This window comes from Sphingobium sp. MI1205, assembly GCF_001563285.1.
GTDB lineage: Bacteria > Pseudomonadota > Alphaproteobacteria > Sphingomonadales > Sphingomonadaceae > Sphingobium.
This window is the reverse complement of record NZ_CP005190.1, coordinates 254,560-279,625: the sequence shown is the minus strand read 5'-3', so window position 1 is coordinate 279,625 and position 25,066 is coordinate 254,560. Positions and strand designations below refer to the sequence as shown.

25 protein-coding genes and 2 pseudogenes are annotated in these 25,066 nt (G+C 60.2%); 23 read left to right on the top strand and 4 right to left on the bottom strand.

Going from position 1 to position 25,066, the window contains the following annotated elements; genetic code table 11:
* Positions 1-27: 27 nt before the first annotated feature.
* A complete protein-coding gene (locus tag K663_RS20595; RefSeq protein ID WP_062121799.1) occupies positions 28-945 on the bottom strand; it encodes a hypothetical protein in 918 nt (305 codons plus the stop codon).
* A 103-nt stretch (positions 946-1,048) separates the two neighbouring features.
* Here K663_RS20595 and K663_RS24980 point away from each other — a divergent pair.
* From K663_RS24980 to K663_RS20585, 3 genes and pseudogenes are all read left to right on the top strand, one after another.
* Positions 1,049-1,696 (top strand): annotated as a pseudogene (locus tag K663_RS24980) (TerC family protein); the annotation flags it as partial.
* Between the two features lie 554 nt (positions 1,697-2,250).
* The gene (locus K663_RS25115) at positions 2,251-2,379 is read left to right on the top strand and encodes a hypothetical protein (RefSeq protein ID WP_256382214.1); all 129 of its coding nucleotides are present in this window, start codon (positions 2,251-2,253) and stop codon (positions 2,377-2,379) included.
* Positions 2,380-2,497: 118 nt separating this feature from the next.
* Entirely contained in the window at positions 2,498-2,884 is a 387-nt protein-coding gene (locus K663_RS20585) for a DUF3768 domain-containing protein (protein WP_062121797.1), read from the top strand.
* 126 nt (positions 2,885-3,010) lie between these two features.
* Here K663_RS20585 and K663_RS20580 read toward each other — a convergent pair whose 3' ends face one another.
* The gene (locus tag K663_RS20580; RefSeq protein ID WP_062121796.1) at positions 3,011-3,364 is read right to left on the bottom strand and encodes a hypothetical protein; all 354 of its coding nucleotides are present in this window, start codon (positions 3,362-3,364) and stop codon (positions 3,011-3,013) included.
* A gap of 247 nt (positions 3,365-3,611) precedes the next feature.
* On the opposite strand from K663_RS20580, the pseudogene K663_RS20575 reads away from it, so the two are divergent.
* The 3 genes and pseudogenes from K663_RS20575 to K663_RS20565 form a co-directional block, all read left to right on the top strand.
* A pseudogene (locus K663_RS20575) lies at positions 3,612-4,394 on the top strand (Mu transposase domain-containing protein); the annotation flags it as partial.
* Positions 4,381-5,115, top strand: coding sequence for an IS21-like element helper ATPase IstB (gene istB, locus K663_RS20570; protein WP_062121795.1), 735 nt, complete (start codon positions 4,381-4,383; stop codon positions 5,113-5,115). The pseudogene K663_RS20575 and the gene istB, both read left to right, overlap by 14 nt.
* Positions 5,116-5,445: 330 nt before the next feature.
* Positions 5,446-5,871, top strand: a complete 426-nt coding sequence (locus tag K663_RS20565; protein WP_062121794.1) for a hypothetical protein — start codon at positions 5,446-5,448, stop codon at positions 5,869-5,871.
* Positions 5,872-6,094: 223 nt separating this feature from the next.
* Here K663_RS20565 and K663_RS20560 read toward each other — a convergent pair whose 3' ends face one another.
* Complete coding sequence (locus K663_RS20560) at positions 6,095-6,454, bottom strand: hypothetical protein (protein WP_145902391.1); 360 nt, start codon at positions 6,452-6,454, stop codon at positions 6,095-6,097.
* A 269-nt stretch (positions 6,455-6,723) separates the two neighbouring features.
* Here K663_RS20560 and K663_RS20555 point away from each other — a divergent pair, with 269 nt between their 5' ends.
* The 15 genes from K663_RS20555 (at position 6,724) to K663_RS20485 (ending at position 21,577) form a co-directional block, all read left to right on the top strand.
* Entirely contained in the window at positions 6,724-9,066 is a 2,343-nt protein-coding gene (locus tag K663_RS20555) for a TonB-dependent receptor (RefSeq protein WP_062121792.1), read from the top strand.
* Between the two features lie 53 nt (positions 9,067-9,119).
* Complete coding sequence (locus K663_RS20550) at positions 9,120-9,875, top strand: SDR family NAD(P)-dependent oxidoreductase (protein ID WP_062121791.1); 756 nt, start codon at positions 9,120-9,122, stop codon at positions 9,873-9,875.
* Between the two features lie 47 nt (positions 9,876-9,922).
* Positions 9,923-10,636 carry an SDR family NAD(P)-dependent oxidoreductase gene (locus K663_RS20545; protein ID WP_235589614.1) on the top strand — a complete coding sequence of 238 codons (714 nt, stop codon included), beginning with the start codon at positions 9,923-9,925 and terminating at the stop codon, positions 10,634-10,636.
* A gap of 27 nt (positions 10,637-10,663) precedes the next feature.
* On the top strand, positions 10,664-11,101 hold the full coding sequence (locus tag K663_RS20540) for an SRPBCC family protein (RefSeq protein WP_062121789.1): 438 nt from the start codon (positions 10,664-10,666) through the stop codon (positions 11,099-11,101).
* A 59-nt stretch (positions 11,102-11,160) separates the two neighbouring features.
* The gene (locus K663_RS20535) at positions 11,161-12,234 is read left to right on the top strand and encodes a phosphotransferase (RefSeq protein ID WP_158511242.1); all 1,074 of its coding nucleotides are present in this window, start codon (positions 11,161-11,163) and stop codon (positions 12,232-12,234) included.
* 28 nt (positions 12,235-12,262) lie between these two features.
* A complete protein-coding gene (locus K663_RS20530; protein WP_062121787.1) occupies positions 12,263-13,177 on the top strand; it encodes an SDR family NAD(P)-dependent oxidoreductase in 915 nt (304 codons plus the stop codon).
* The gene (locus K663_RS20525) at positions 13,174-13,575 is read left to right on the top strand and encodes a GlcG/HbpS family heme-binding protein (RefSeq protein WP_062121786.1); all 402 of its coding nucleotides are present in this window, start codon (positions 13,174-13,176) and stop codon (positions 13,573-13,575) included. Before K663_RS20530 ends, K663_RS20525 begins: the two co-directional genes overlap by 4 nt.
* Before the next feature lie 133 nt (positions 13,576-13,708).
* On the top strand, positions 13,709-14,965 hold the full coding sequence (locus tag K663_RS20520) for a cytochrome P450 (RefSeq protein WP_062121785.1): 1,257 nt from the start codon (positions 13,709-13,711) through the stop codon (positions 14,963-14,965).
* On the top strand, positions 14,965-16,074 hold the full coding sequence (locus K663_RS20515; protein ID WP_062121784.1) for a Gfo/Idh/MocA family protein: 1,110 nt from the start codon (positions 14,965-14,967) through the stop codon (positions 16,072-16,074). The genes K663_RS20520 and K663_RS20515 overlap by 1 nt, the downstream gene beginning before the upstream one ends.
* The gene (locus K663_RS20510; protein ID WP_062121783.1) at positions 16,071-16,709 is read left to right on the top strand and encodes a nuclear transport factor 2 family protein; all 639 of its coding nucleotides are present in this window, start codon (positions 16,071-16,073) and stop codon (positions 16,707-16,709) included. The genes K663_RS20515 and K663_RS20510 overlap by 4 nt, the downstream gene beginning before the upstream one ends.
* Entirely contained in the window at positions 16,706-17,938 is a 1,233-nt protein-coding gene (locus K663_RS20505) for a CaiB/BaiF CoA transferase family protein (protein WP_062121782.1), read from the top strand. The genes K663_RS20510 and K663_RS20505 overlap by 4 nt, the downstream gene beginning before the upstream one ends.
* Positions 17,935-18,855, top strand: a complete 921-nt coding sequence (locus K663_RS20500) for a hydroxymethylglutaryl-CoA lyase (protein ID WP_062121781.1) — start codon at positions 17,935-17,937, stop codon at positions 18,853-18,855. Before K663_RS20505 ends, K663_RS20500 begins: the two co-directional genes overlap by 4 nt.
* Positions 18,852-20,258, top strand: coding sequence for a 3-isopropylmalate dehydratase large subunit (gene leuC / locus K663_RS20495; protein ID WP_083536061.1), 1,407 nt, complete (start codon positions 18,852-18,854; stop codon positions 20,256-20,258). The genes K663_RS20500 and leuC overlap by 4 nt, the downstream gene beginning before the upstream one ends.
* Positions 20,258-20,893, top strand: coding sequence for a 3-isopropylmalate dehydratase small subunit (gene leuD / locus K663_RS20490; RefSeq protein ID WP_062121779.1), 636 nt, complete (start codon positions 20,258-20,260; stop codon positions 20,891-20,893). Before leuC ends, leuD begins: the two co-directional genes overlap by 1 nt.
* A 75-nt stretch (positions 20,894-20,968) precedes the next feature.
* On the top strand, positions 20,969-21,577 hold the full coding sequence (locus K663_RS20485; protein ID WP_063619120.1) for a VOC family protein: 609 nt from the start codon (positions 20,969-20,971) through the stop codon (positions 21,575-21,577).
* 66 nt (positions 21,578-21,643) lie between these two features.
* Here the strand turns inward: K663_RS20485 and K663_RS20480 are convergent, their stop codons facing one another.
* Complete coding sequence (locus K663_RS20480; RefSeq protein WP_062121778.1) at positions 21,644-22,522, bottom strand: helix-turn-helix domain-containing protein; 879 nt, start codon at positions 22,520-22,522, stop codon at positions 21,644-21,646.
* A 148-nt stretch (positions 22,523-22,670) separates the two neighbouring features.
* Here K663_RS20480 and K663_RS20475 point away from each other — a divergent pair, with 148 nt between their 5' ends.
* Together K663_RS20475 and K663_RS20470 are read left to right on the top strand one after the other, a co-directional pair.
* Complete coding sequence (locus tag K663_RS20475; protein WP_062121777.1) at positions 22,671-23,837, top strand: alpha/beta hydrolase; 1,167 nt, start codon at positions 22,671-22,673, stop codon at positions 23,835-23,837.
* 38 nt (positions 23,838-23,875) lie between these two features.
* Positions 23,876-25,045, top strand: coding sequence for an acetyl-CoA acetyltransferase (locus K663_RS20470; RefSeq protein WP_062121820.1), 1,170 nt, complete (start codon positions 23,876-23,878; stop codon positions 25,043-25,045).
* Positions 25,046-25,066: the final 21 nt, after the last annotated feature.

Genomic DNA, 25,066 nt, shown 5'->3' with positions numbered 1-25,066 from the left:
TTTCTCGCTTGCCGCTCACTTTGCCCATCAGCTTTTCCGTGCGAATTCTCGTATCGGTATTCCCCGCGGCGGCTGACGCATGCCACGCAATCGTTCGAGAGCAGATTCCATCGCGATCAGCGGGACAGTGGCACCTTGTTCCGCCATCTTGGCCAACAATGCCAACTGGGGCGCCGCCGCTGGATCAAACGCCGGATTACCGCCCTTCAGCACTGAAATACCGAAGAAGCTCTCAAGGTGACCGCGAAAATAGCCTGCGTCAATTGCCCATAAGGGGAAGCTGACGGCCGCATAGGCTAGGCTCTCATCCGGTTCTTGTTGAACGGACAAAGCAGGCTGAACGTAAGGGAAGTCGATGAGCGTCGCTCCAAGTCGCGCCCATAAAGCCATCCGGTCAACTTGGTCGATACCAGAATGGGCGGTGTCAGCGGCGTAGTTCTCAAGCGACATTGCCAGTGGATCATTCTGTTCGATGAATATTGCGGGCCAGCTGGCCTCGTCTGGTAGTCCGACCGAGCGGTTCGCCAGTATTGCAACGGCACTGAGCAAGCGGCGTGACAAGCCCTGACCGCGCGCGGCTTCCTCAACGAATAAATAGTTAAGCGCTACGGCCACTTCCGGGTGGCCTTCAGGCACGTCAGTCATCTTGGTAGCGAGAAAATTGGCGCCGCCGAGCAGGTGCGATTGTCCATTTTCGATGATCAGGACCAGTTCACGATGGAAGCGGCCGAACCGTCGGCGACACTCTGGGTTGAGTGCCAAGCATGTTTTAAAGCCATTCAGTTCTTCGCGCTCATCAGGTAACAGAAAGGCCTGATCATACCCTGCAAAGAACCGCGCAAGCACCAGAGAGTCGGGTCGCTCGGTAGCCTTAACCTGGAGGTCAGAGCCTATCGTCAGATCCCAAGTGCAGTCGTCTGCGAAGTCATCAAAAGGTATTGTCATCCCTCTTCCATCCGTCTGACATACCGCGCTCTCGCTAATGATCCTAGCTAATCGCGGGGGCGGACGACAGTGGGATATCTCATTACCAATGATTCACCCTAGGATTTCCAACAAGCTACCGGAAGCGCAGCGGCAGCGTCCAGAAAGCTGGGCATAGGGCTGGCGTTGTTCTTGCGGCTCGCCTTGCTGTCCGCAATAGCCGGGCTGGTAGGGCTAACCAGCCCCGTATTTGACCTGGGTATCGGGCGCGCTCGGCGCAAATGGTAAGCCGGTCTTCGAAACTGCATTTTCGTCGCGCGATCTCATCCTGATCGCCGGCGGGCTGTTTCTGGTGTGGAAGGCCACAAAGGAGATCCATCACAACGTCGATCCGCATCCGGTCGAAGGTGTGTTTGACACCGCTCGTGTCACCTTGGGTTTCGGCGCGGCGATCGCCCAGATCCTCCTCCTTGATCTCGTGTTCTCGGTCGATTCGATCCTCACTGCCGTCGGCATGACCGAACATCTGCCGATCATGGTTATCGCCGTGGTGACTGCAGTGCTGTTGATGCTGCTTGCCGCGGACCCGCTGGCCAACTTCATCAACCGCAATCCCACGGTGGTGATACTGGCGCTAGGATTTTTGCTGATGATTGGTACGGTGCTCATCGCGGACGGCTTCGGCGTGCATGTGCCAAAGGGCTATATCTATGCCGCCATGGCCTTCTCCGCAGGTATTGAAGCGCTAAATATCTGGTCGCGCAGGCGTCGGGAGGCGGTACTCTTGCCGAACCGAGAATATCTGGATGCCGAGCTTAGCCGTCGAACTCGCCGAACCCCGGTTGATGATCGGCTAGTCCAGGCCGGTATCGCCGAGGAAGCATTCGGCCGTAGCGGGCCACGAATAGAAGGCGGCCCGTCCGGATTTGAGCATAGACAATCCGCGACTGAACGTCGTGTAAGGGTCGGCTTCGCAAGAACAGAGGTTGCAGATCCCCCACTGCTTCTAACAAACCAGAACCCATACCGCTTCACAGCGAAGCCTCCGTCAACCTGAGCACACGACAGATCCCGCCCCTCCACAGAGCAACTGGCGACGGCGCGGCCATAATGGTCGGTATCGACCTGCCGGCATTCCGCGATCGCGCGCCCCGGAAAAGCGACGTCAGAAGGCCATTTCCTCAAGGATCATACAAATTTGGGCCGCTCGTTAGGCGCCTGAAAGCGATCACCTCTTCATATAAAGTGAGCGTCGATCGGACCAGCCATCGCGCTCGACCCATGCCGTCCGATCGATTTGCGCAGGCGCCAGGACGCACCATTTATTTGATTGCGGGGCCTGTTCCGGCCCCCTGGCGCAAGGGCCAGACCGTCTACGCCGCTGCGCGGCTTCGCTTGGTGGTCGCGGCGGTCTCCCCATCCTTCCTGCGCTACCGCGCCGTGCAGGACGGGTGATCCCCCTCCGCCCCGACCAGCCCTCAAATGCGCCATTCCCCGACCCGCTTCGCCAGCAGGCAGAAGCCGATGGCGCGCCATCGCCTTCGGCTCCATTTTCAGAAAGGGAACAGACGATATGACCAACGAACGCACGAACCCGGCGGACAAGACATCGATCATCGCCGCGCTCAATGACGCTGTTCGCCACAACATTCATAAGGCGCAGGGCTACAACCAGATCGTCATCACTCCCGGGATTAGCGCCATGATTGGCGATGCCACCCAATGGACCGCCTATCGCCGCCAGCGCGCGCTGCTCCGTCTGGTCATGGAATATGATGAATTCTCAGAAGGCAACGATCCGCACGGCGAACGCGATTTCGGTTCCTTCGAATGGGAAGGAACCCGCTGCTATTGGAAAATCGATTATTACGATCCCAAGCTTGAATGGGGGTCCAACGATCCCGCCGATCCTGCGCAGACGGCCCGCGTCCTCACCATCCTGCGCGCCGACGAATATTGATACGACCGGGCAGCGAGGCGGCTCCGCCCGTCTCGCTGCACAGAAGCAGGGCAGGGGCGCTATGTCGCGCAAAATGGCGGCGCGCCCGCCGCAAGCGACGGGCGCGCCGGTGCCTTTGTCGAGTTCTCAGGAAGGGGAGGGGCCTGCGCCGACCAGTCCGAGCGAGACGGCGTTGGCCGCAGGTGCAGCGGAGGTCAGTGTGTCCCGGAGATCGTCGCGCGACAACATGGTCAGCCACTGGCGGCCATAGCTTCGCGCGACCGTGAAGAAGACCTGCCCATGGCATCCGACCATAGTGCAACGATCGAGCTGGTCGACAGGGGAGGCGCTCGGACCGAACCTGAAGGCCTGGATCGAGGGATCGACCCGCAATTGGATGCCGCAGCTTGGGCATCGCGAGCGGACGAGCGCGTTTGACCGGGCTAGATTGTTCCAGGTGGCGGCCCAATGCGGGAAGATGAGGTCGATGCTGCTCGTCATGGCGCGATGATAAGGGCCTGATCGCGCATCCACAAGCGGAGGCGGCTGCGCCGCCGTGCACCTGTCCCTTGTTGGGGCCTGTTCCGGCCCCCTGGCGCAAGGGCCTGGCCGTCGGCGCCGCTATGCAGCGCCGCTTGGTGGACGCGGCGGTTTCCCCGTCCTTCCTGCGCTTCGCTCCGTGCAGGCCGGGCGATCCCCCTCCGCCGCGACCAGCCCTCAAATGCGCCATTCCCCGACCCGCTTCGCCGAGAATCAGGTGGGGCTAGTCCGTGAACGCTTCTTCACGCCCCGGTTGCGGTTCAAGAGCTACGCCGAGATGAACGCATGGCTCGAGGATCGCTGTGTCGCGCGATCGAAGCACGCTGCACATCCCGAGTTGAAGGACCGGACGGTCTGGGAAGTGTTCGAGACTGCGGATCGTCCCGCCCTGATCGCCTATCGGGGGCCGTTCGATGGCTTCCATGCCCTCCCTGCGTCAGTATCGAAGACGCTGCTGGTGCGGTTCGACTATAATAAATACTCGGTGCATGCGGCGGCAGCGGGGCGCCCGGTGGAAATCCATGCCTATGCCGATCGCATCGTTATCCGGCAGGAAGGCGAGATAGTGGGCGAACATGCCCGCCGGTTCGGTCGTGACCAGACGATCTATGATCCCTGGCATTACGTCCCGGTACTGGCAAGAAAGCCCGGCGCACTGCGTAACGGCGCGCCGTTCAAGGACTGGTCGCTTCCTCCAGCAATCGAGCGGGTGCGCCGCCGCCTTGGCGGCCATGCTGATGGCGATCGCCAGATGGTCGGCATCCTGACGGCGGTCATCAGCGATGGACTTGATGCGGTCGAAGCCGCCTGCGCCGAGGCGTTGGCCGGCGGCACCGTCAGCCGCGATGTCGTGCTCAACATCCTGACCCGTCAGCGTCAGCCATTGGCGCCGCTGACTATCGCTACGCCCGAGGCGCTCCGGCTCCATCACGAGCCCGTCGCCGACTGCGCCCGTTACGATAGCCTGAGGAGGTTCTATGGAACGTCATGAGATCTTGGAGATGATGGGGACACTCAAGCTTGCGGGCATGCGCCACGCCTATGACGAGGTGATCGCCGATGCGGTGAAGCGACAGCATGGCCCAAGTCGTGTGGTCGGTGATCTGCTGAAGGCCGAGATCGACGAAAAACAGGCGCGCTCAATCAAATATCAGATGACGATCGCCAAGCTGCCGCTGGCCAAAGAAATTACGGCGTTTGACTTTGCAGGAACCCCGATCAACGAGGGGCTGGTGCGCGATCTGGCCACCGGCGCCTTCCTGGCCAACCAGCGCAATGCTGTACTTGTCGGAGGAACGGGGACCGGGAAAACCCACCTTGCCATCGCGATCGGTCGCTCCTGCGTGCGCACCGGCGCCAGGGTCAGATATTATAACACCATCGACCTGGTGAACCGGCTCGAAGCCGAAACCCGCGCCGGAAAAGCGGGGCGCATTGCCGACCACCTGTCCCGGCTCGATCTGGTGATCCTCGACGAACTGGGCTATCTGCCGTTCGCGCTGTCGGGAGGGCAGTTGCTGTTCCACCTCGTCAGCCGGCTCTATGAACAGACCTCCATCATGGTGACCACCAACCTTGCGTTCGGCGAATGGCCCTCGGTGTTCGGCGACGCCAAGATGACCACCGCGCTGCTCGACCGGCTCACGCATCATTGCGACATTATCGAGACCGGCAACGAGAGCTGGCGCTTCAAGAACCGCGAAGCCGCCTGAAAGCCCCGATGAAACGCCATCGGCATGGGGGTGAGCCGGCTGCGGGCTACGCCCGCCACCGCCTCACCCCCCATGCCGACAATCCTCGCTCACCATTAGGGGGTCAATGTTGGACGCTTATCGAGGGTGAATATCCGGTGCCGATTGACACTGACGGAAGAGAAGCTGACGACAGCAAACCGCCTGTTCAAGTTCATCGGTATGGACGCGTATCGCGCTGCCGGTGGCACAATCACTGGCGATCTCTTCGCGCAAGAGGGCTAGGGCTATGCCGACGATCCTGAACTCGCCGAGCGACTGGCCGATGAAAAGCTCGATCAGCTTGCCGATGTGGCGAGGGCCGAGGGCTGGGGCGATGTGATCGCCGCCATGGAGACACCCTATAACAGCTATAGCTGGAACCGCCTCTATACCGACGTGGCGAACCGCACCTATAGCGAGGCGGAGCAGGCGTTGATGGATGAGCTGAGCGCAAAGCGCGAAGCACGGCTTGCCGAGCTAGGAGCCGACAATGATCCCGCTTTTGACACCGAGAGCGACGACCTGCTGATTGAGCTCGAGGAAGAAATCGTGCGCCCCGGCACGGTCGAGCGCCTCTACTCCGCGGAGGCAAGAGCATCGGGTCGCCTACTTATCGTCCTCAACCATCAGGGCGGCATCAATCGCAGCGCCTGCAGCATCAAGGCGCAGCGCGCTGCACCCTGCGACGGTGACGGTCTCCATTCCGCCAATTTCCTCGATTGTTCAACCACTTAGGTGGTGGGTATTGATGTCGATCCTTACCTCGGTCCGTACTTTCGCGGCGGATTAATACGAACTGCTGCGACCAACCGAATGAATTTTGCGACGTGAAGAAGTAGGTAGCCCATGAGCCGCGCTTGCCGCAGGCGAGCAACGAGAAATTACCGCGGGCCCCGGTATTGGGAAGCGTGCGCAGCAAAGGGCCGCCTACGCAGCTTTATCGCGGTCAGGAAGAAGGCTAGCCTTGCACGAGCCAATCTTCGGCTTCGCTGTAGTTCAGGAACACCTTCGCCCTAGCATCATCGATTATGCGATTTGCCTGAAACTTTAGAAGGGTCGACGAGAGCAGGATTGCATATCGATCACTCTCGTGATCCAGGTATTTGATGGGAGGGTCTATACGTTCTGCAATATCCAGAGGCTGGACTGGAGCATCTCGCACATCCCCCAAGATTTTCACATCGCTAAACCGGCGCCTTGCCTCGTCAACATGGGTACGCGTTTGGCCATTAAAGGCCAGAGCCGCTTCGACCGTGAAGACACTCTCCATTTTGAATTTGACTATTCCACGTGTACCATCAATTTTGAACTCAAACACGCTCTCTCTCCCCCAGTCATTATTAATGGTCGCGCGACACACGTCTTGCCATCTGATGCCACGATGCGGTCCTGTCTCATGACCGGACCTTGTTTTCGCCCAATTGGCACAGCGCTACGCGCGCGCAGGATGCGCCTCTCCCTTCGCAAAGCGCAAGTGCGTTAGCCGCCCTGGAGGCAGTCACCCCCTCAGGTGACAGCGGCTCCCATACTCGGCGGCTATTAAGGGTAGCGAACCCCAAGAGAGGGGCGTTTAGGGGAGGATCTGGAATGAAACACCGGCTTCATGTGTCAGCAGCGATCATTGGCTTGACCGCCTCGTCGATGTTCGCGAGCACGCAAGCGAACGCGCAAGCGAATGATGCGTCCACTCAGGCGCAACAGCCGGCAACCGATGACTCTGGTCTCGGTGAGATCATTGTCACCGCGCAGAAGCGTGAACAGAGGCTCAACGACGTCGGTGTCAGTGTTTCGGTTGCTTCCAGCACGCAGCTACAAAGTGCAGGAGTGGTCGACGCCACCGACCTGGGAGCGATCGTTCCCGGGTTTACGGCTTCCACCAGCGTGTTCGGGCCGCCGGTATTCTCGCTGCGCGGCGTGAACTTCAACTCGTTCCAGGCATCAGCGCCGCCGACCGTGAGTTCCTACGTCGACGAAGCTGCTATACCCTATCCCGTGATGGGTCAGGCCCTGTTCCTCGACGTCGAGCGGGTCGAAGTTCTCAAGGGCCCCCAAGGCACGCTCTTCGGCCAAAACGCGACGGGCGGTTCCATCAACGTTATCGCCGCGAAGCCGACGTCGCATCTCTCCGCCGGTTTCCGCGTGGACGTGAACCACTGGGGCGAGACCAACGCGGAAGGGTTCGTAAGCGGCCCGCTGTCCGATACCCTGCGTGCCCGCGTCGCTGTGCAAACCACCCAGTTCGGTGGATGGCAGCATGGCTATTATCTCAACGATCAGAAGAACGGCGACCAGAACAAGGTTGCAGGCCGGCTGCTGCTCGACTGGACTCCCACCGACCGGCTCAAGATCTCGGTCAACCTGAACGCGGCCAAGGACCGTAGTGAGCAGCAGCAGGCGCAGGCATTCCTGATCCAGCCGGTCAATCCGGCCGCAGCGTCCGCGCAGCCGTTTTTGCAGTATCGCAATCATCTGCCGACCAACGCCCGGGATGCCGACTTCGACACGGGATATGATACCCGGGCCGACAACTACACGTATCAGGGCGTCCTCCGGGCCGATTACGACGTTACGGATCAGCTGACGTTCACCTCGATCACAAACTATCTGAAGACCCGCTTCCGCTCGCCGCACGATCAGGACGGCACAGCCGTTCCGATGCAGCCTGCGACCGCGAAGGCTGATATCAAGTCGATCAATCAGGAAATTCGCCTCGCTGGCAATTATAAGGACATTGGGCTCAACTTTGTCCTGGGTGCAAGCTATGGCAAGGACGACATCACCGAGGGCGTCGCCAATGCCTACACCGGCTACACCGGGTTCCCCCCAAACTCTCCGGCCGAGTGGAAATATGACCTGACACAGCGCGCTGCCGCCGTCTTCGGCAGCGTGGACTATGAAGTGATCAAGGGCGTGACGCTGACCGCCGGAGCGCGCTACACCGAGACGAAGCAGACGATCAACGGTTGCACCTTCGACAAGGGTGGGACGCCCGGGATCCGCGGTGTCTCCCAGGCGATTGTCGGCGCGATCAATCCAGCCTTGGCGGCCGCCTATGTATCCGGAGGATGTATAACGATCGATGACGGTGGACCCGCTCCAACCTTCTTGCCGATCTTTGCGGACGGTCAGCAGAAAGAGCATAACGTAGCTTGGCGGGGCGCGATCAACTATAAGGTAAACCAAGACTTTCTGCTTTATGGCTCGGTCAGCCGGGGGTTCAAGGCAGGAACGTTCCCCGTGATCGTCAACCTGTTCAATTCCGTCATCCAGCCGGTGAAACAGGAAAAGCTCACCTCCTATGAGGTCGGCGCGAAGCTGACGCTGTTCGACAATCATGTCCAACTCAACGCCTCTGCCTTTCACTATGACTATGTGAACAAGCAGTTCTTCTCGTTCTTGCCGGTGCTGCAGGGTGCGCTCGTGACCGCAACCCTCGTCAATATTCCCAAATCGACCGTTGACGGCGCGGACATCGATATTACGGCTCAGTTTGGGGGGCTGCGTCTGAGCGGCGGCGCTACGTACATCAAAACCAAGGTAAAGAATTATATTGGTTTCGATTTTGCCGGTCGCCCAGTCGACTTTTCGGGCAAGGAGTTCAATTACGCACCGCCCTGGTCGGCCAACCTCGATGCAGAATATAGGTTCGAGACTGGGGGTGATTTGACGCCATTCGTCGGAGGTACGGTCACGTACCGCGACAAGACCTATGCGGATCTTGGCGAAAATCCCGACTTCGTAATGCCTTCCTACACCTTGTTGGATGCAAGGCTCGGCCTGGAATCTGTCCACGGATGGCGGGTGAGCGTCTATGGTCGCAACCTGACCAACAAATATTACTGGAATTCCGTCGCTTCGTCGGGCGACGGTGCCGTCCGCTTCACTGGCGAGCCGCGGACGTTCGGGGCGAACTTCAGCTATCGGTTTTAATCTGAGATGAGGGAGGTCGATCCGAGCTTGGCCTCCCCGGCAGAGGATATCGCATGAACGCCGAAACATTCCGCGGCGACGTCGCGATCGTAACCGGCGCGGCAAGCGGCATTGGAGCCGCGACGGCAAAAATGTTCGCTACGCTCAACGCCAAAGTGATCTTGACCGATATCGATCAGGCGCGAGGAACCCAGGTCGCGAAGGAAATTGGCGAGGCAGCACGTTTCGTCGCGCACGATGTCAGCAACGGGTGCGATTGGAAAACGGTCGTCTCCGTCGCTGAAGACAGTTTTGGACCCGTTTCCATACTGGTGAACAACGCCGGCGTGGCTCCGGCTCCCACGCCTCTGCAGGAGCTGAACGAGGCCGATTATCGGCGAGTGATCGAAATCAATCAATTGTCCTGTTTTCTCGGCATGAAGGCGGTAGCGCCTTCGATGATCAATCGGGGGAGTGGCGCGATCGTCAATGTGTCGTCGGTCGCCGGCCTAAAGGCCGAGCGCGGCGCGATCGCCTATACTGCTAGCAAGTTTGCGGTGACGGGGATGACCAAGGTCGCAGCGCTCGATCTTGCTCGTGACAACATCAGGGTGAATTCTGTGCATCCGGGCCTTGTGGATACGCCCATGGTTCGCCCCGAGGGCGGAGATGCCGCTTTTGCGCCGATCCTCCAATTCGCGTCGGGCCTGCCGATCCCGCGGCCCGGTACGGCTGACGAGATCGCCAATGTCATCGTGTTCCTGGCGTCAAAATCCGCGAGTTTTCTGACCGGGGGAAGCTATGCTGCGGACGGCGGGTGGACCCTGTGACAAGCGGGAAATCGCCCATCCAGCCCAGGCTAGTCGGCAAGGTCGCCGTGGTCACCGGCGGCGCGCAAGGAATTGGCGCGGCCACCGTTCGGCGCCTCGTCTCCGAAGGGGCTCGCGTCGCATGCATCGACCTCGACAACAGCGTCCAAGGTGTCGCCGAGGCGATCGGAGGTGGCACATTTGCCCTCATCGGTGATGTCAGTGAAGAGGTAATTCTTCGCGAGGCAGTCCTGGAAGTAGAGCGGCGTTGGGGCCGGCTCGATATTTTGGTCAACAACGCCGGAATAGATGGTAAACCTGCTTTACTCGCGGAAGGGACAAGGCAGGATTTCGATCGCGTGATCGCTGTCAATCTGCGCGCATCCTGGCACGCGATGAAGTTCGTGCTGCCGGGGATGATCGCTCGCGGTGGTGGATCCATCGTGAATATCGCGTCTGCCGCAGCGCTGGTCGGGTTTGAAACCCTCTCGATATATGCGGCCTCCAAGGCCGCCGTCGTCGGCATGACCCGCTCGGCGGCGCTTGAATATGGCCGCCACAACGTCCGCGTGAACGCACTTTGCCCAGGCGGCGTTCTCACCCCATTGGCTCTATCGTTCATGGACGAGGGAACGACCGCGGCATGGGCCGACAAGCACGCGCTAAAGAGGTTTGCCGAGCCCGATGAAATCGCGGCTGCCGTGGCATTTCTCGCCAGTGACGACGCTTCCTTCATCACTGGAGCCGCCATACCGGTCGATGGTGGGATGACCGCCCATTAAACCCCGATTTTCGAGAGGACAGGAGCAATGCCAACGGTTCGCGCACGTCGGATTATAAACGCACCCGTAGCCGAAATTTGGCAAGCGATCCGTGACTTCGGCACACATTCCCGGTGGATTGAGCATCACCCCGAAATAACCCTCGAAGGCGGCGACGGACTGACGATCGGTGTAAAGCGGCGGGTTACATATGGCGATGGCTCTTATTTCGATGAAGTGCTCACCGGCGCCGACGATCGCAACTGGGTACAGGAATATGATGTCGTCGGGGATTTGCCATTGCCCGTTTACAATGTCTTCGGGGCCATGCAGCTCTACCCAGTCAACAGCGAAGGGCCGACCCTGGTCGAGCGCAGGCTGACTTATGATACGCCGCTGCCGGAGGTAGAGGCGCGTGCCTTCGAAGTGAGCCGATTGACGCTGCTTGCGAGTAGCCTCGACGGGCTCGCTGCCCTTTTCGAATAAGATCGAGGACATACCGGATGCAAATCCCTTCATCTCCATATGATTTGGCCCCCGAGCTGTTGACGGACATTGTCAGGCAGGTGGTGCCTGGCGCTGCCATCGACGCCGTCACGATCGTCAAATCGCATGAATATGGCGATGGCGACGTATCGACCTCGGCGCGCGCCACTGCGCGGCTAAGCTATTCCGATCAATCTCCGGCGGACTTGCCGCGCGACGTCATCCTGAAGCTATCGTTCGATCCGCGCAAGAAAGGCACCGATGCCTGGTATTGCCAGCTCGACGGCCTGTTCGCGAATGAGGTCAATTTCTATAACCGGATAAGGCCGGGTCTTTCCATTGAAGCGCCTCGCTCGCTAGGTGGCCATTTCGATCCGGTTGCGAAGCGCTATCTGTTAATCATGGAGGATGTCACGCGCCGTGGTGCGACGTTCCCAAGCAATCTCGAAGAAGTTGGTGTCGAGAATGTGAAACGCATTCTTGATGCGATCGCCAAGGTTCATGCGAGCTTTTGGGAAAGTGATCGCTTTGCTGGAGACTTGGCGTGGGTGGAAACCCACTTGAGCGGTGGTGTCGAGAACCACATGCGGAACGTGATTCCGGAAGAGGGCATTCGCAGCCAGCTCGAGCTGCACAAATTCAAGCGAGAATTGCTGGAGCGACTCGGTACGACCGAACGTGAGCTGTTCGCAGGGATGTGCGCGAACAAGCAGCATCAGGCAAGACTGCCGCAGACCTTGCTTCATGGCGACCTTCATATAGGCAATACCTATCGCATGCCGGATTCAAGCGTGGGGCTGCACGATTGGCAGCTCTGCGTGAGAGGTTTCGCGCTCCACGATGTCACTTATATCATCAATACGGCGCTATCGATCGCTGAGCGGCGCGAGCATGAGCGTGCGTTGCTCGACTATTACCGTGACAAGCTGATCGAGTTTGGTGTCGGGTCGCCGCCCACGTCAGACGTTCTCTGGACCGAACATCGCCGGGCGGCGCTCTGGACATTATATATCGGTTGGCTGACCTGCCCGCCCGAAAGCTACGGCTGGGAGACGATGGCGCTCGCTCTGCTAAGGGTCTCCACTGCGGTCGAAGATCACCGCACGCTCGCTCTCGTTCGAGAAGCGTTGTGACGTCCAAGACAGCCGCGGGCATTCCGCGATGACGGAGCCTACCGCTCTTGTGATCGGCGGAAATGGCGGCATGGGCCTTTCTGTGATCCGGACGTTGCTTACTTCCGGGTACAGGGTGGGCGCTACGGTTTCGAGCATTGACGCCCTCTTTGCCTTCACGAAGGCCTGTCCAGACTGTGTTGCGGTTGAAGTCGCCGATCTGGCTCGGTCCGAGGATCTCAAGACGCTCGTTGAACGGCTTATTCGTAATCTAGGATCGCTGGACGCGGTCATCATATGCGCGGCCGTGGCCCCTTTCGCTCCGGCCGAGACGACGGCGCCCGACGTCTTTCGTCGTACGATGGAAATCAACTGCCTCTCCAACCTCGCAGTCTACCAGGCCTGCCTCCCGGCCCTTCGGCAGACCAGAGGTAGGATGATATTCACAGGGTCGTGGTCGGGTGTCGTCGCTACGCCGATGATGGCGAGCTATGTCGCTTCGAAATTCGCGCTTGAGGGTCTGGTCGATGTCATGCGCCAGGAGGCCGGCGCTTGGGGCGTTGAGGTGGTTCTTGTCCAACCAGGCGCGCTCGACACTCAGATGATGCGACGCAGCCAGGCATCGCTCGCAAAGGTGATCGCCGACCTGCCTGCGGACGAGGAAGCCTTGTACGGGCGGCTTTACCGGCAGATGAAGTACAGGGCGGATGAAGGGCTCGCAGCCCAGAAGTTCACTTCGCCCGATACGGTCGCCGCTGTCATTGTTCACGCGCTGGAGGTGGAACGGCCCGAGACCCGCTATCCGGTAGGCAGCGACGCTGAATATATGTGTGACATGGCCCGTTCCCGAACGGACAGGGAAATCGACGCCGTCATCCTAGACATGTACCAGACCGCGCCGCTCGAGACGGCCGAGAAATCCTCGGATGCAAGCGCAACGGCGCCGGGTGAGGAAGACTTATGATTTCGCGGCCGTGCCTCACCCTTACCGAAATCGATCACATCATGGCGGCAGCCCGCATCGCCGCGCAAAAGGATGGGCTCGCGGTAACGATCTGCATCCTGGATGACGGCGGCCATCTGTTGCGCCTGGATCGGCTTGAGGGAGCGCCCCTCATTTCGCTGCGCGTGGCTGAGGGCAAAGCGCGCACCGCCGTCGAGTTGAACATGTCTTCCGCGTCGCTGGAGCAGGCTGTCAGCGCTACGCCATCCATGATCGCTATCGCCGGCCTGCATCCTTTTCGTGGCGGCATACCGCTTTACCATGAGGGATACTGTGTCGGCGCAATCGGCGTATCCGGCGCGCTCCCCGAGCAGGATGAGCATGTCGCACTGAGCGGCGCGGGCGCACTTACGGCCTGATCGCCGCCGCTGTCCCGGTGCTCGGTGACAGGACTCAGGCGGCTCGTCTGCTAGGACGAATCCAGCAAACTTTTGAATGCCGCCTTGGGCGACTTCGCAAGAGAGTCGGAGCCGGGGGCAGTGGAGCGGGACTATGGAAATCACACAAGACGATCTGGGAACCTACGCATCGGGCGAAGTGCAGCGCTGCCCTTTCCCGTTCCTCAATCGGCTGCTTGAAGAAGCCCCCGTCTATCGTGATCCCGGCACCGGGATGTACATCGTCAGCCGGTACGACGACATTCACTACGTCAACAGCCATCCGGAAATCTTTTCCAGCAAAACGCCGATCATGATCAACCGGCAGACGTCGGTGTCGGAAGAGGTTGCGAAGCGCTACCGTGAACGCGGCTGGCCCGAGGAACATGTGCTCGCCTTTGCCGATCCGCCGGAACATGGTTTGCACCGCGCCCTGGTCGATAAGGTCTTTACGCCGAGCTATGTCAAGAAACTGGAGCCTTACGCGCTAAAGCTGGTGGATGAACTGATCGACGGCTTCATCGAGCAAGGCGAAAGCGATCTCGGATCAGGGTTCGCCGTCCACCTGCCGATGTATATCATTTCCGATCAGCTCGGCGTCGCGCGCGAAGACTATGAGCAGTTCAAGCTCTGGTCGACGGCCTGGGTCGATCGCAATGATCCGAATTGCCCGCCTGATCGCGAACTCATGCTTACCGATCGGATGATCGATATGCAGAACTATCTCGCGGCGCGCGCCCGCGAGTATGAGGCCGCGCCCAATGACAATATGTTGAGCCGGCTCGTCCATGCGGAGGTCAATGGCGAAAAGCTGACGATGGGCCAGTTGCTGATGATCGCGCAGCTCATCCTTGTCGCGGGCAACGAGACCACGACGACCGGCATTACAAGTGCCATGTACATGATCCTGACCGATCCGGCGTTGAAGGCGCGCCTGCTCGGCGATCCCACGATGATCCCGGCGGTGATCGAGGAGATGCTGCGCGCGCATGCGCCCGTCCCGCATCAATATCGCTATACGACGCAGGACACCGAACTTCAGGGCGTGTCGATCCCCAAGGAATCCGTGGTTCAGGTCAGCTACCTTGCCGGGAATTACGACAAGGCCAAATGGGAGTGCCCGGAAAAGATTGACATTGATCGCAAGGGCGTTCGCAATCACCTCGCGTTCGGCAGGGGCATTCATTTCTGCGTCGGCAATCAGCTCGCGCGAATGGAAATGCGCGTCGCGATAGCCCGGCTGCTGGAACGCCTGCAGAACATCCAGATTTCGGACAAACATCCGGCGCCAAAGTTCATGGAACACTTTCAGATCCATGCACTGGAAAGCCTCAACGTGACGTTCACGCCCGGACCGCGGACCGCCGGTTAATGCCAGCGACAGGTACACCGCTCGGCGTCGGCATTATTGGATTGAGCGCCAAGGGGGGCTGGGCCGCGACATCCCATCTCGAGGCGCTCCGAGCCATGCCGGATCGATTCCTCATAAAAGGGCTGTCCGCATCGACGCCGGAGAGCGCAAAGGCCGCGGGGGAGGCGTATGGCATCGACTTTGCCACCGCGGAGCCTGCCGAACTTGTCGCCAGAGCTGACGTGGAACTGGTGGTTGTGACCGTCAAAGTGCCCCAGCATGAGGAGTTGGTCGCACACGCTCTCGGGCGGGGCAAAGCCGTCTATTGCGAATGGCCGCTTGGGAAAGGCGTGGAGCAGGCCGACGCGATGGCGGCCGGCGCCCACTCGCGTGGTGTTTCGGCTTTCGCCGGCTTACAGGGAAGGAGCGCACCGGCCCTTCGATACCTGCGCGATCTGACGGGCCAAGGCTATGTCGGCGAGGTCGTTTCGTCCAATGTCCTCGGCTCGGGCGGCTTCCCCTGGGGCGGTGCCAGCATGACCAACATGGCTTATGTGCTCGACGATACCACAGGTGCGACGATGCTGAGCATCCCGTTCGGTCATATGATCGATCTGTTTACCTGGGTTCTCGGCGACTTTTCCCGTCTGCATGCGAGTTTGGCGACAGGCTATCGCTCGGTCGATCTCATCGATGGCGACGGCGTAGTCAAGGCGACGGCTCCGGATCAGGTGGTCGTCGGCGGTACCCTCGACAGTGGTGCGGTCGTTGCGCTCCAGTATCGCGGAGGGGATGCGCCAGTGGGGGGCTTCCGTTGGGAGATCAATGGTCGTGAAGGCGATCTGATCGTAGAGGGCGACACCGGTCACCTTCAATATGGCCATGTACGGATACAGGGGCGCCGGGGCGGCGAACCTCTCGGCCCCCTGCCCGTTCCGGCGGCATACCGCCTCGTCGGCACTGATCCGTCGAGACATTCCGATGCCGTCGCTCACGCATACCGCGCGGTCCATGAGGATCTCGCCACCGGCTCCTCGACCGCTCCCACCTTTGCCGACGCCGTCCAAACACACCGTCTGCTCGATCGCATCGAATGTGCGGCAGACTGGAACCGGAGAAGCAGCCAATGATGACGCTTGAAGAGATGCACGAGAAGCTGACCTATCTCATGGATCGGCAGGAAATACTCGATGTCGTGAACCGCTATTGCCGAGGCGTCGACCGTCTCGATAAGGAGATGGTGCTGTCTGCCTACCATAATGACGCGATCGACGATCACAGCATGTTTGTGGGATCGCCGGACGAGTTTTGGACATGGGTAAGCAAGATGCACTCGGAAAACCATAGTGCGACCCAGCATATGATCGGTAATCACCTGGCCTGGATCGACGGCGACGTCGCTCACTGCGAAACCTACCTGTCCTATTCCGGAATGAACAAGACCGGTGCCCCGTTCAGCGCCATCGGCGGTCGTTATATCGATCGCATGGAAAAGCGCGAGGGCAAATGGGGCATCGTAGCGCGCGAATATATCGTGGACTGGGTTGCGCCTTCCATCAATACGATCGAAGGCTCGAAGACGGCGGAGGGCGGCCCGAATTATGACTGCCTGCAACCTTTCGAGTTCAAGGTGGCAGAAACTGCCCCGCAGCCGAGCCGGGATGAGCGCGATCCTTCTTATCGGCGACCGCTCGGCATCGATCCGAAGCGGGTCAGCAATTACAAGCAGCTGAGCGGCGCCACGAAAGGCGCGGTGAACGCATGAATCGCGGACAGGAGGGCGCGGGCGGCGTGCTGTCGGGCATCCGCGTGTTGGAAATCGGCCATTTCGTGGCCGCGCCTTTCTGTACACGCTTGCTTGGGGATCTGGGCGCCGAGGTTATCAAGATCGAGCCGCCTCAAGGCGATCCCGTGCGGCAATGGGGCGCCCAGGTGGATGGGCGTTCCTTATGGTGGTCGGTTCACGGACGCAACAAACGCAGCGTCGCGCTCGACCTCAAGGCGCAGGCGGGCCGGGATGTCCTGCTCGACCTCGTCGAGCATTGCGACGTCGTGGTCGAGAATTTTCGCCCCGGCCAGCTCGCCAAGATGGGACTGGCGCCGGAAGTGCTGCGAGAGCGACGGCCTGACGTGATCGTCGCCCATGTCTCGGGCTATGGCCAGAGTGGACCGGGACGCAATCAGGCCGCCTTTGGCGTGATTGGCGAGGCGATCGGCGGCATCCGACATCTGACCAACCACCCGCCGGGAACCTACGATCTTCCTCCAGTCCGCGTAGGTGTTAGCGTCGGGGATTCGCTTGCGGGGCTATACGCCGCCTTCGGAATCGTCTCGGCCCTTTGGCGCCGGGAGAGATTTGGCTCCGACTGGCGCTTCCAGACGGTAGATGTCGCGCTAACGGAGAGTGTCCTCAGCCTGATGGAAGGCATGCTTCCCGAGTTCGGCGCGCTCGGCAAAGTCAAACAGCCGACGGGAGGGGCGATCGCCACGGCCGCCCCGTCCAACGCCTATCCGACCGCCGACGGGCAGTGGATCCTCATAGCCGCCAACTCCGAGCCGCTTTTCGCCAAATTGCTTGGTCTCATGGATCGAACTGATCTCCACGACGACCCGCGCTTCCAGGGGAACGCCCAGCGCGTGCAAAACGCGCGCGCGCTTGACGGGTTGATCGAGCAGTGGAGCCGTCGACATCCTGCGGAAACGCTCTCGAAGATGCTTGCCGATGCAGATATCCCCGCGTCGAAGGTGTACACGGCCGAGGATATTGCGGGAGATCCTCAATATCGTGCGCGCGGCATGGTACGGGAAGTGGACGATCCCCTGCTCGGTACTGTCCTTCATCCGGGTATCGTGCCGCATTTCCCGGACGGTGCCGGGCAGGTGCGCAACACGGGACCGGACATCGGCGCTGATAGCCGTTCCGTCGCAAGGGAATTGCTCGGCTATGACGAGCCGCGCCTTCTCGAACTCGAGCGTGCTGGAGTGTTGAAATGAGCGCCGCGTCTGTATCGATCGTAGAGGTTGGACCCAGGGACGGCTTTCAGCCGATCGACCAGTTCATTCCCACCGAGCAGAAGGCAGGCTTGGTCGATAAGCTGTACGATGCCGGCGTTCGGCGGATGGAGGCGACGGCATTTGTCAGCCCGCGGGCGGTTCCGCAAATGGCGGATGCCCCAGAACTGCTGGCGTATTGCGCGACAAAACCGGGCCTGGACGTACAGGTCCTCGTTCCGAGCCAGCGCCAGGCCGAGCGCGCGCTCGCGGCAGGCGCACGGCATCTTGCCTTCGTCCTTTCTGTCTCCCCCAAACATAATCAGAGCAACGTGCTTCGGACGCCTCAACAGTCGGTGGAGGATTTCCGAGCCATCGTCGCCTTGCTTCCCGGGGGCACGCGAATTCGTCTGAACCTCGCGACCTCCTTCGATTGTCCATTCGATGGCCCCGTCGATCCGGTTGCAACCCTGGATCTTATCGGGTCGCTCGTTGCGGTTTCAGCGGAGGCCGAATTCTGCCTCTGCGATACTACCGGGCGTGTCACACCCGACAAGGTGGGCGACTTGTTTCAGGGTGCTAGGCGGCTCTTCCCGCAAATTCGTCAATGGGCTTTTCATGGTCATGACACCTACGGCCTGGGCGTCGCCAACGCTCTCGCCGCCTTCAATGCCGGTGTGGCCGTGATCGACTCATCCTTTGGCGGGCTTGGCGGTTGCCCCTTTGCCCCGGGAGCAACCGGAAATGTCGCAACCGAAGATCTAGTCTGGACCTTCGGCAAGATGGGCGTGGCGACCGGGATTGATCTCTCCCGACTGCTGGAGGCCGCGGGCAGCGCCGCGACGCTGCCTGGCGCCTGTGTGGGAGGCCGGGTTCGCGATGCGATGAGCGCGCAGGCGCGCCGGGAGGAGACGGCATGATGGCCAAGCCACGCACGCTGTTTGAGAAGATTTGGGATGCTCACGCTATCCTCGAACTCGATGATGGGTCATGGCTTCTTCAGATCGACCGTCATCTGGTGAATGAGGTCACCAGCCCGCAGGCGTTCGAAGGGCTGCGCATCGCGGGCAGACGGCTGCCGCATCCCGAGCTAACGATCGCGGTCGCGGATCATAATGTGCCGACGGAAAATCGTGATTGGCCGATCAGCGATCCCGACAGCAGAATCCAGGTCGAAACGCTCGAACATAATGTGGCCGAATTCGGGGTTCCCTATGTTCCTCTGCGCAGCGAGTCGCAAGGTATCGTGCATGTCATCGGTCCAGAGCTCGGGCTGACGCTTCCCGGAATGACGATCGTCTGCGGGGATAGTCACACCTCTACCCATGGCGCCTTTGGTGCCCTGGCATTCGGCATTGGCACGTCAGAGGTGGAGCATGTCCTTGCCACCCAGACGCTGCGTCAGAAGCCGGCGCGCACCCTGCGCGTAGATGTCGAGAATACCCTTCCGACCGGTGTCACGGCGAAGGATCTGGTGCTTCATATCATCGGGAAGCTCGGAACCGCCGGCGGAAACGGCCACGTCATCGAATATGCCGGCCAAGCCATTGCGGATCTCGACATGGCGGGACGGATGACGGTGTGCAACATGTCGATCGAGGCCGGCGCGCGGGCAGGTTTGATTGCCCCCGACAGCAAGACTTTCGCATATCTGAAAGACAGACCCGGCGTTCCGGCAGGCGCGGCTTTCGAACGTGCGATCGAAGCCTGGCGCGACCTTCGTTCAGATCCTGAAGCGAAATTCGATCGCACAATTCTCGTGGATGCGCGGGAGGTGGTTCCGATGGTGACATGGGGAACCAGCCCGGAAGCGGTGATCCGTGTCGACGAGACGATACCCTTGGTCGATGCCATGCCTTCCCAACGCCAGGATCAGGCGCAGGCGATGCTCGATTATATGGGTCTGCGGCAGGGGCAGGCGATCATGGGCCTGCCAATTGATGTCGTCTTCATCGGCAGTTGCACGAACGGACGGATCGAAGATTTGCGGAGTGCCGCGACGATTGCCGCCGGCCGTCATGTGGCTGACGGTGTGCGCGCGCTGGTTGTGCCGGGATCAGGCCGTGTGAAGCGTCAGGCGGAAGAGGAAGGCCTTGCCGACATATTCCGCAACGCCGGATTTGAATGGCGGGAAGCGGGCTGTTCGATGTGCCTGGGCATGAACCCGGATCGCTTGTCGCCTGGACAGCGCTGCGCCTCGACGTCCAATCGCAATTTCGAGGGGCGTCAGGGACCTGGGGGAAGGACGCACCTTATGTCGCCAGCTATGGCAGCGGCGGCGGCGGTCGCCGGCGCTATCGTGGATGTCAGGACCTATTCGTGATGCGGAAATTCACTGATCTCGAGGCGATCGCCGCGCCCTTGCCGCTGGACAACATCGATACCGACAAGATTCTGCCGGGCGAATTTCTCAAGACGGTCAGCCGAGCCGGCCTTGGAGGCGCGCTGTTCGCGCGGATGCGCTATCATGGCGATGGCACTGAAAATCCGGCATTTATTCTCAATCAGGACCCTTGGCGAAAGGCCGGCATTTTGGTTGCAGGTAGCAATTTCGGCTGCGGCTCAAGTCGGGAGCATGCGCCTTGGGCACTGATCGATTTCGGCATCAGCGCGATCATCGCAAAAAGCTTCGCGGATATCTTTTACAATAACTGCTTCAAGAACGGTATCCTGCCGATCGTCCTTGATCCCGAGGACCATGAATTCCTTCAGGTTTTGGTCGGTAGCTCCACCACCGCCTTCGTAAAGATCGACCTGGTTCGCCAGCGGATAGAGTGCGCGTTGGGCCATGCTTTCACCTTCGATATCGACGAAGGCCGTAAGGCGGCGCTTCTGGAGGGGAGAGATGAGATAGGCGAAACGCTGCACCACTGGGATCAGATTGAAGAGTGGAGGCTGCGGAACGGCTCAGGCGAGTCGATACCTGCGATCGTTCTCAACGGGGGGTTCGCGTGTTAGTCCCGCAAATTGGGGACAGCGGCTAGCGGAGCAGTTTGGTACCAAGGCGCTATTTCCATTCAGAGAGGATTTCCCATGGTTACGACTGCCGACGCGGCGGTTGCGGATTCGATGGTACGGCTCACTCCGCTCATGCTTAACCATGCAGCCTGGGTGACCCATGACGTCGAGGCAACGGCCGACTTCTACATGAACGTGATGGGCATGGAACTGGCCAGCACCGTAATTGACGACACGATTCCCTCGACCGGCGATCCTTTCCCGTATTTTCACATTTTCTTCCGGATGAAGGATGGATCGACGATCGCCTTCTTCGAGGCGCCCGGTCTTCCGCCGCGTCCTGACGTATCTCACCCCGCCTATGACATATTCGATCATATTGCCCTGCAGGCGGAAACGCGGGATGAGGTCGATCAGTGGCATCAATGGCTCACAGACAAGGGGATAGACGTCGTCGGCCCTACTGACCACGGCGGATTGATCTACAGCATCTATTTCCGCGATCCCAACGGCATCCGTCTGGAGATCACCTACCCGACCGATCCTGAGTGGAATCGTCATTCGGCCAAGGGCCATGCCGATCTGACGATGTGGAACGAAGGCAAGAAGCGTGCTGTCGCGACGGGACGCGATGTCAGCGAAGCGATGACGGAACTGATCGCCGCCCGTCGTCACAAGCGCTGATTTCGACGCTCACACCCCACACGCCGCAGTTATGCCGGCGCCCGACCATAGGGCGCAGGCATTTTGCTATCGAGCAGATGCTATCTTCTCCGGCTTCCAAGACAGTTGGGCGGGCTCGCGGGTGGCGCGATCCTGCCAATGGCTCCAAAGGTCCAGATACCAGAGCAGCAATTCGCGCTGTGTGGCGATATCGAGCCGGTGATAGACCCGCTTCCGGTAGGTCATCACGGTTTCTTCGCTGATACTGAGCTCGAGCGAAATTCCGACGGAAGACATCCCGTAAATGATCCTGCTGCAGACCTCTGCCTCCCGCCGCGGCAGTGACGAAGCACACGCTGCTATGCACGACTCGATTTCCTCGAGCGACGTGAGGGCCACCGAAACATTGGGGCCGTCCCATGTGATACTGATGTGCTTGGCCAGGAGGGCGAAGATCGTTCCCGCGATCGACTGGACACCGTTGATGTCGGAGGTGGTGAACGGCCCTGCATGCGAGGACCGCAACACACTCAGCCCCACGATATCATCGCCCCAGCGGGAGCAAATCAGGAGCCGATCGCTGATATCCGGCTGACCATACACGATGTCGCGCAACACGTCGTCGGTGAGGTGCGCGATGTCGGTACGGACGAATGCCTCATCCTCGGAGGTCAGCCGGAGCTTGGCTTCCCTAAGCGTAGGATCCCGGCGCCAGAGGCCTTCCTTGAGATAGACGCCGACCTGACGATGGGCGGTATCCGAACCGTCCATGCTTGCCGCCGTCACTTCGATGAGGTTGTCGGCCGTCAGGTGGAAAACCGTGGCATGCTCGGCCCCGCACGTATCATTGAGCAGCGTCAGCAACCGCACGCCGAACTGCTTCTGTCCGATCGACATAATCAGGGCTGGAAAATTGGCAGCGAGCTTGTGAAGCGCCGATTCCGGCAAGGCGGTCCAAAAAGGCATGGTCTCTCCATGGAGCCAAGCCGATTTTTGCCAATTCGTCCCGCGCAACAGGGACACGAGCGCGCGTGGCTTCCTGCTACAGTCTAGCAATCGACGCACGGAATCACAAGGGCGAAGGGTCGCCAAAGCGGGGAGGCACGGTTTTTGCATGTCGGATGACATAACGTTTGAATGGGTTCACATTCATTACGATGAGACGCAGAGCTTCACGGAGACCTATGGTTTCGCGGGCAACCAAGGCGCCGTAAACCTTGAGGGCGTCCTCATCCGCCCCGCCAGGGTTCCAAGCGAAACCCTTCAAATCTACATGCACCCGGCTTCGACCCTGCAGCTTCTGCCCGTGCCACGGGAGGCCGCCCGTCGCGGCGCGCACGTCCTATGCGCCGGCAGCCGCTACGCGCGCAACGACACCGCCTGCATCCTGGAGAACGTCCTCCTCGATCTGGGCGCCTATATTCGCCACGCCAAATCCGTGTGGGGCTATAAGCATGTGGTTCTGGTGGGCTGGAGCGGCGGAGGATCGCTGTCGCTGTTCTACCAGTCGCAGGCCGAGGGGCCAACGATCACCCACACACCCGCCGGCGACCCCCTCGATCTGACAAGAGCTGGCCTTATTCCCGCCGACGCGGTCGTATTTCAGGCTGCGCACAGCTCGCGGGCCAAACTCCTGCTCGACATCATCGATCCGTCGGTCATCGACGAGCGCGATCCTGATGTGCGGGACCTGGCGCTTGATATCTATGCGGGCCCCGCGCAGCCGCCCTATTCCGCGGCATTCATCGATCAGTATCGTGCTGCACAATTGGCGCGCATGCGCCGAATTACGAGCTGGGTGAAGGACACGCTCGAACGGCTGCGGGCAGTGGGCGGCGCGGAAAAGGAGCGAGGATTCGTAACGCATCGCACGCTTGCTGATCCCCGTTTCCTCGATGCGACCCTCGATCCAAATGATCGGCCGATCGGCCGGTGCTATCTTGGGGTCCCGGAGACTGTGAACAGCGGCCCGGTGGGACTAGCGCGCTTCTCTACCCTGCGTGCCTGGCTGTCTCAATGGTCGATCGATGACACCAACGCGGAAGGTGCCGCAACCGCTGCCCGGATTTCCGCGCCCCTTCTCTTTATCGAGAACACCGCTGATGACGCCGTACCCCAATATCATTGCAGGTCGGTCTACGAGGCCGCCGCCACGAGCGACAAGCAGCATGTCGTGATCGACGGAGCGACTCATTATTACGTCGGGCAGCCCGAACATCTAGAGCGCGCAACTTCAATCACCGAAGATTGGCTCGCCGAGCGAAAGCTGCTGGGGCGCTGATACGTGCGAATTTTGTCAATTTCATTTGGAGTGCCAATGTGACTGCCTCGATCATAGGCTGGGGCCATACCCCGTTCGGGAAGCAACCTGAAGAAACCGTCGAAACGTTGGTCGTTGCGGCGGCAAACGAAGCGTTGGCCCATGCCGGCGTCAGCGCCGAAGACGTGGATTCAATCGTTCTTGGCCATTTCAACGCCGGATTCTCAAAGCAAAATCTAACTTCCGCGCTGGTGCTCCAGGCCAATCCGCAGCTACGATTCAAGCCGGCCGTGCGAACGGAGAATGCGTGTGCCTCCGGGTCGGCCGCAGTTTTCCAAGGCGTCAATGCCATCGAAGCCCGACGTGCCAGCATAGTCCTCGTGGTTGGCGTCGAAAAAATGACCGACTCTTCATCTCCCCAGATCGCCGAAAATCTGCTTCGCGCATCCTATCTTGCAGAAGAGGGCGACACAGAGGGTGGATTCGCCGGTATCTTCGGCAAGATCGCGCAATCCTATTTTCAGAAATATGGCGACCAGAGCGACGCTTTGGCGAGGATCGCCGCCAAGAATCACAGAAATGGCGTCAGTAATCCTTGGGCGCAGATGCGCAAAGATCTTGGCTATGAATTCTGTCGCACCGAGAGCGAACGCAATCCCTTTGTGGCAGGACCGCTTAAGCGAACTGACTGTTCCCTCGTCTCAGATGGTGCTGCCGCCATCGTTTTGGCCGCACCGGATATCGCTGCCGAGGCGCAGAGGGCGGTGCGCTTTCGCGGCCGAGGACATGTGCAGGATTTCCTGCCTATGTCGCGCCGCGACATCACCCGGTTCGAGGGTTGCACGCAAGCCTGGCAACGGGCCTTTGCCGAGGCGAATATCGCGCTCGATGATCTTTCGCTTGTCGAGACCCATGATTGCTTCACCATCGCCGAACTGATCGAATATGAGGCGATGGGCCTCGTTCCCAGCGGTCAAGGCGCGCGGGCTGCCCTGGAAGGCTGGACGGAGATCGGCGGACGCCTCCCGGTGAACGCCTCGGGGGGCCTTAAGGCCAAAGGGCACCCGATTGGGGCCACCGGCGTGTCGATGCATGCCCTTTGCGCGATGCAACTATGCGGCGAAGCACCCGGAGATATGCAGGTTCCTGGCGCCGAACTCGCTGGAGTCTTCAACATGGGTGGCGCGGCAGTCGCCAATTACGCCAGCGTGCTCGAGCGCGTGCGCTGACCGCCCAGCTTTGCCCAATAG

What these genes read in the sequence shown, in the direction of transcription:
- K663_RS20595 (WP_062121799.1), bottom strand. Translation starts at nt 945, where the DNA reads ATGACAATACCTTTTGATGACTTCGCAGACGACTGCACTTGGGATCTG.
- K663_RS20585 (WP_062121797.1), top strand. Translation starts at nt 2,498, where the DNA reads ATGACCAACGAACGCACGAACCCGGCGGACAAGACATCGATCATCGCC.
- K663_RS20580 (WP_062121796.1), bottom strand. Translation starts at nt 3,364, where the DNA reads ATGACGAGCAGCATCGACCTCATCTTCCCGCATTGGGCCGCCACCTGG.
- istB (WP_062121795.1), top strand. Translation starts at nt 4,381, where the DNA reads ATGGAACGTCATGAGATCTTGGAGATGATGGGGACACTCAAGCTTGCG.
- K663_RS20555 (WP_062121792.1), top strand. Translation starts at nt 6,724, where the DNA reads ATGAAACACCGGCTTCATGTGTCAGCAGCGATCATTGGCTTGACCGCC.
- K663_RS20550 (WP_062121791.1), top strand. Translation starts at nt 9,120, where the DNA reads ATGAACGCCGAAACATTCCGCGGCGACGTCGCGATCGTAACCGGCGCG.
- K663_RS20540 (WP_062121789.1), top strand. Translation starts at nt 10,664, where the DNA reads ATGCCAACGGTTCGCGCACGTCGGATTATAAACGCACCCGTAGCCGAA.
- K663_RS20530 (WP_062121787.1), top strand. Translation starts at nt 12,263, where the DNA reads ATGACGGAGCCTACCGCTCTTGTGATCGGCGGAAATGGCGGCATGGGC.
- K663_RS20525 (WP_062121786.1), top strand. Translation starts at nt 13,174, where the DNA reads ATGATTTCGCGGCCGTGCCTCACCCTTACCGAAATCGATCACATCATG.
- K663_RS20520 (WP_062121785.1), top strand. Translation starts at nt 13,709, where the DNA reads ATGGAAATCACACAAGACGATCTGGGAACCTACGCATCGGGCGAAGTG.
- K663_RS20515 (WP_062121784.1), top strand. Translation starts at nt 14,965, where the DNA reads ATGCCAGCGACAGGTACACCGCTCGGCGTCGGCATTATTGGATTGAGC.
- K663_RS20510 (WP_062121783.1), top strand. Translation starts at nt 16,071, where the DNA reads ATGATGACGCTTGAAGAGATGCACGAGAAGCTGACCTATCTCATGGAT.
- K663_RS20505 (WP_062121782.1), top strand. Translation starts at nt 16,706, where the DNA reads ATGAATCGCGGACAGGAGGGCGCGGGCGGCGTGCTGTCGGGCATCCGC.
- K663_RS20500 (WP_062121781.1), top strand. Translation starts at nt 17,935, where the DNA reads ATGAGCGCCGCGTCTGTATCGATCGTAGAGGTTGGACCCAGGGACGGC.
- leuC (WP_083536061.1), top strand. Translation starts at nt 18,852, where the DNA reads ATGATGGCCAAGCCACGCACGCTGTTTGAGAAGATTTGGGATGCTCAC.
- leuD (WP_062121779.1), top strand. Translation starts at nt 20,258, where the DNA reads ATGCGGAAATTCACTGATCTCGAGGCGATCGCCGCGCCCTTGCCGCTG.
- K663_RS20485 (WP_063619120.1), top strand. Translation starts at nt 20,969, where the DNA reads ATGGTTACGACTGCCGACGCGGCGGTTGCGGATTCGATGGTACGGCTC.
- K663_RS20480 (WP_062121778.1), bottom strand. Translation starts at nt 22,522, where the DNA reads ATGCCTTTTTGGACCGCCTTGCCGGAATCGGCGCTTCACAAGCTCGCT.
- K663_RS20475 (WP_062121777.1), top strand. Translation starts at nt 22,671, where the DNA reads ATGTCGGATGACATAACGTTTGAATGGGTTCACATTCATTACGATGAG.